Below are 4,197 nucleotides of genomic sequence, written 5' to 3' on the forward strand. Positions count from 1 at the left end.
TGACCGACTCGGTGACACCCGCTCGACTGCGATCACCTGGGGCAAGATCGCCGACATCCTCTATCAGCGTGGCGACTACGACGAAGCCCTCCGCATCCGCCGCGAAGTCGAGCTTCCGGTCTATGACCGACTCGGTGACACCCGCTCGACTGCGATCACCTGGGGCAAGATCGCCGACATCCTGCACCAGCGCGGCGACTACGACGAAGCTGCTGTGCTGCACACGAAGCGGTTACGTGCCCACGAAAGTATGGGCGACCTCGATGAAATCGCTGCCGCGAAATGGGGGCTCGCTCGCATTGAATTGATGCAAGAGGACTACCAGGCTGCATTTATGCATCTCGTTGAGTCATTTCAAGCGCTTCGACAGCTTGAACGACCCGACGGCATCGCGGTTGTAGGTGTCCGCTTGGGGCAACTCCTGCTAGCTGCTGATGAGCGCGAACAGGCGAGGTCGGTTCTCCAAGATAGCTTGGCCGCCGCCGAGAAGATCGGTGTAACCAAGATAATCCAGGAAATTCGCGACCTGATTAGTCGAACCGATGAACGCCATGGGGACGGTCAGCATGATTGACCACACCAAGTTGATACAAACACACCACCTTCGCCATGAGCGTGTACATCGGCGTCGCAGCAGGCACTGCTGGAGGGCAGCAGTTGGGGCGGTGGGGCAGCCACTGATGACGCCCGCAACCGCCCCTGAACGAGTGGCGAAGCGTCCTATTCGGGCAACCTGTTGTACTGGTCGAGCGTCGCCTTCGACGTGGAAGCATCCCGGAAGGTCAGTTCCCAGGGGCCGGTGTTGACGTCCATGTCCTTGCCGAACCCGACCCATTTCCCGGCCATCCGTCGGCCGGTGGGCTCTACCAGTAGCTGGATCGCGCCGTGGTACCGGGCTCCCCGGTAGTAGCCGGTGGGATCGGTCTGTTCCACCCAGGTGCCGGTGACCACGGCACCATCTAGGGTGAGGTCCATCGACAGCGACGATGCCGCCGAGCCGGGAAGGCTTCGCACGGTCAGTCGATCGCCGTGTTGGAGCACGACCACGAAATGCTGACCGGCGAATGATTCCCCTCGCCCGCTGGAGTGGTATTGGTAGCGGCTGAGCCAGACGCCCTCGTATGACGCGTGGACCACGCGCAGGGTGCTTTTCGCGGCGTCCATGCCGCCACAATAGCGGTGTGTCATGCTGCTGTCGCAGTGAGTATGACTCGGGTGTGCGCCTGTGCTGTCGCGTCTCGGCGGCACGGTGGACAGCGCGCAACGTGCTGAGCCTGTCGGTGCGCCCCGGCAGCGGAGGTCATGCTGAGGAGTCAACGCCTGTTCGTGGGTGTTGCGGCGACGATGCGGTCTGCGCGAAACCGTGTTTGCTCGATGTACCGTCCGTAGCAGTGGTCCGGCCTGAAAGCTGGTCCGGGTAGTCGATTGGGGCGTCGTCGTGTCGCATGTCGATCCGCGCTTCGGTGTCCAACTGCGCGCGCTGAGAACCAATCAGGGGTTGTCGCTGCGGGCACTGGGTCAGCTCGCTCATCGGGGCAAGAGCCACCTGCACGATCTCGAAACCGGGACTAAGGCCCCCACCCCGGAAACGGCTCGGCACCTCGACGAGGTGCTGCGCGCCGGCGGGGCACTCATGCGTCTGGTGGACGAGCCCGTCGACCACGACACCGAAGCCGGCGAGTTGTTGGCTCGGGTGCGGGTCAGCGATGTCAGCGCCGAGACGGTCGCTCGGATCGAGGCGGGCGTGGATGACCTGGCAAGTGCGTACGCGACGACGCTGCCGCTCGAACTATTGCCGCTGGTGCGGCGGCAGTTGGCCTACGTGGGGCGGCTACTCGACGGTCGGGGGACGTTGGCGCAGCGGCGGCGGCTCGTGGTTGCCGGTGGTTGGCTGACCGTGCTGCGGGCCACGGTGCACATTGATCTGCTGCAACAGCCCGCAGCCGGCGCTCATCTGCGCACGGCCATGGCTCTTGCCGAGCATGCTGAGCATCCGGAGATCCAGGCGTGGTGTCTGGAGACGCAGGCGTGGGACTGGCTCACTCAAGGCGACTACCGGCGGGCGATGGACCTTTCCCGGCAGGCGCAGCGGGTTGCGCCTGGGGGTAGCTCGGCCTACATCCAGGCGACCGCCCAGGAGGCGCGGGTGTGGGCGCGGTTGGCTGACGTGCGGCGGACGCGTGAGGCGTTGGATCGGCTGGAGCGGTTGACCGCGAACCTGCCTGTGCCGGAGCAGGCCGAACACCACTACCGGTACGACCCGACGAAGGCGTTGGCGTACACGGCGACCACGCTGTCGTGGGCGGGTGACCCGGCTGCCGAGCAGATCGCCCGGACCGCCCTGGCGGAATTGGACCCGCGCGGCGATGGTGGGGAGCGCCCCCGGCGCTCTGCTTCCGCCCGCCTCGATCTCGCGATGGCGCTGTTGGCCGCCGACCAGCCGGACGAAGCAAGCGTCGTCGCCGCCGACGCGGTCCGGTCGGGGCGGGTGGTGTCCTCGAACTGGTGGCGGGCACGGGAAGTGCTGCGGAAGGTCGAGCACACCGGGACGGCGGAGGCGGCAGCATTCCGCGAGGTGTACGAGGCGTACCGGCCCGGGACCCGATAGCGGACGGCACGCGCGACCAGCGGACACTCGCTAGCTTTCTGTCACCGCCTGTTCACCCGATGCTGTGCGTGTGGGCGGGCTCCGTACGAACACACCTCCTGCCCGCAGCCGGGTGCGGCGGTAATGGTCGTCGCGCCGTTGCCAGCGGAGGTGGGGGCTTGAGCGACAGGGACGACACCGGTAAGCCCAGCGCCGGCGAGCAGATCGACGCCGCCGAACGGGAAGAGGCCAAACGTCGGTTGCTCGCGCGGGCGGAGTCGGAGCGGATCCCGGTGGAGGAGACGACTCGGGCGGTGCCGGATCGGCGGTGGCGTGGTGAGTCGTGATCCGGTGCCGATCGGTCGGCGGGTCGCGTACCTGCGGGTGCGGCGGCGGTTGTCGCAGCAGTCGTTCGCGGATCGGTTGGGGAAGTCGAAAAGCTGGGTGGACAAGGTCGAGCGTGGGGTCCGTTCCCTGGAACGGTTGTCGACGATTCGGGAGATCGCGGCGGTGCTGCGGGTCGATGCCGCGGCGCTGCTCGGTCGTGATGTGCAGCCCGCCGGGGTGGCCGAGTGTCACGGAGGAGTCGCGCGGATTCGGGCGGCTTTGTCGGCGTACCCCATGGCTTTTGGTCGCCAGACGGACCGCGAGGTGACGTCGCCCGACCGGTTGGCTCGGGAGGTACGGCAAATGTGGATGACCTACCAGCACGCCCGCTATCCGCGTCTGGTCGAGCTGCTGCCCGCGTTGGTGACCGAGGTTCACCGCGCCCACGCGCAGGACCCGGAGGCCGGACGGGCCGCGATGGTTGAGGTGTATCGGGTGACGGCGGCTCTGCTGGTCAAGCTGGACGAGGGGAGCCTCGCCTGGTTGGCCGCTGACCGGGCGATGTCCGCCGCCGGTGACCGGGTCTTGCTGGCCTGCGCGGCGGTGCAGTTGGGTCAGGTGCTGCGGGCGTCAGCTCGGGCAGGGCCGGTGATGCTCGCCGTCGCTTCCCAGATCGCCCCTGGCACGCCGGAAGAGATGTCGCTGCGTGGATCGCTGCTCGTGCAGGCCGCGCTGATCGCGGCCAGGGCGGGGGACGACCGGATGGCCGACGACCTACTGGATGAGGCGGCCGAGCTGGCCGCTCGGGTGGGCGACGGACATGATCACTGCTGGACGGCGTTCGGGCCGACGGCCGTCGAGCTGGCGCGGGTCGCCGCTTCCGTGGAGTTGGGCGACGGGCCGCAGGCGGTCGCCCGGCACGAGAAGGCCATGGGGCGCGACGGCTGGCGGTGGCTGCCGGTCGAGCACCGCGCCGCGCACCTGATCGACGCGGCGCGGGCCTACCTCCAGGCGAACGACCCCACACATGCGGCCCGGGTCCTGTCGCGGGCCGACAGCATCGCGCCCGCCGAGATCCGCTACCGGCCAGCGGCACGGGACGTGGTCGGCCAGGTCGCGAACGCTCCGGGCGCCCCAGCCACGATCACGCAGCTCGCCATCAACCTTGGCGTGCTGTGAGCATGACGGTCTACGCCAGGGGGAGCAGTCGCTCGGCGGTGCTCGCCGGGAAAGCTCGCCGATCCGGCCGGTGCCGCCGTCGTCGGGGTCGGCGTCCGGCCAGC

The 4,197-nt window shown here is 68.1% G+C and carries 4 protein-coding genes and 1 pseudogene; 4 read left to right on the forward strand and 1 reads right to left on the reverse strand.

All coding sequences use genetic code 11. From position 1 onward, the window contains the following. The coding region (locus AB0F61_RS28165; protein WP_357815537.1) for a tetratricopeptide repeat protein at positions 1-574 on the forward strand (574 nt) is incomplete at its 5' end. 146 nt (positions 575-720) lie between these two features. On the opposite strand, the pseudogene AB0F61_RS28170 reads toward AB0F61_RS28165, so the two are convergent. Continuing rightward, positions 721-1,125: pseudogene (locus AB0F61_RS28170) on the reverse strand (XRE family transcriptional regulator); the annotation flags it as partial. Positions 1,126-1,408: 283 nt separating this feature from the next. Here AB0F61_RS28170 and AB0F61_RS28175 point away from each other — a divergent pair. The 3 genes from AB0F61_RS28175 (at position 1,409) to AB0F61_RS28185 (ending at position 4,093) form a co-directional block, all read left to right on the forward strand. Then, entirely contained in the window at positions 1,409-2,608 is a 1,200-nt protein-coding gene (locus tag AB0F61_RS28175) for a helix-turn-helix transcriptional regulator (RefSeq protein ID WP_357815551.1), read from the forward strand. A 158-nt stretch (positions 2,609-2,766) separates the two neighbouring features. Further along, on the forward strand, positions 2,767-2,934 hold the full coding sequence (locus AB0F61_RS28180; protein WP_357815540.1) for a hypothetical protein: 168 nt from the start codon (positions 2,767-2,769) through the stop codon (positions 2,932-2,934). After that, positions 2,924-4,093, forward strand: a complete 1,170-nt coding sequence (locus AB0F61_RS28185; RefSeq protein WP_357815542.1) for a helix-turn-helix domain-containing protein — start codon at positions 2,924-2,926, stop codon at positions 4,091-4,093. Before AB0F61_RS28180 ends, AB0F61_RS28185 begins: the two co-directional genes overlap by 11 nt. The last annotated feature ends 104 nt before the right edge of the window (positions 4,094-4,197 follow it).

Origin of the sequence: Micromonospora sp. NPDC023888, assembly GCF_040639415.1 — a bacterium.
In the GTDB taxonomy this organism is placed as follows: Bacteria; Actinomycetota; Actinomycetes; order Mycobacteriales; family Micromonosporaceae; genus Micromonospora.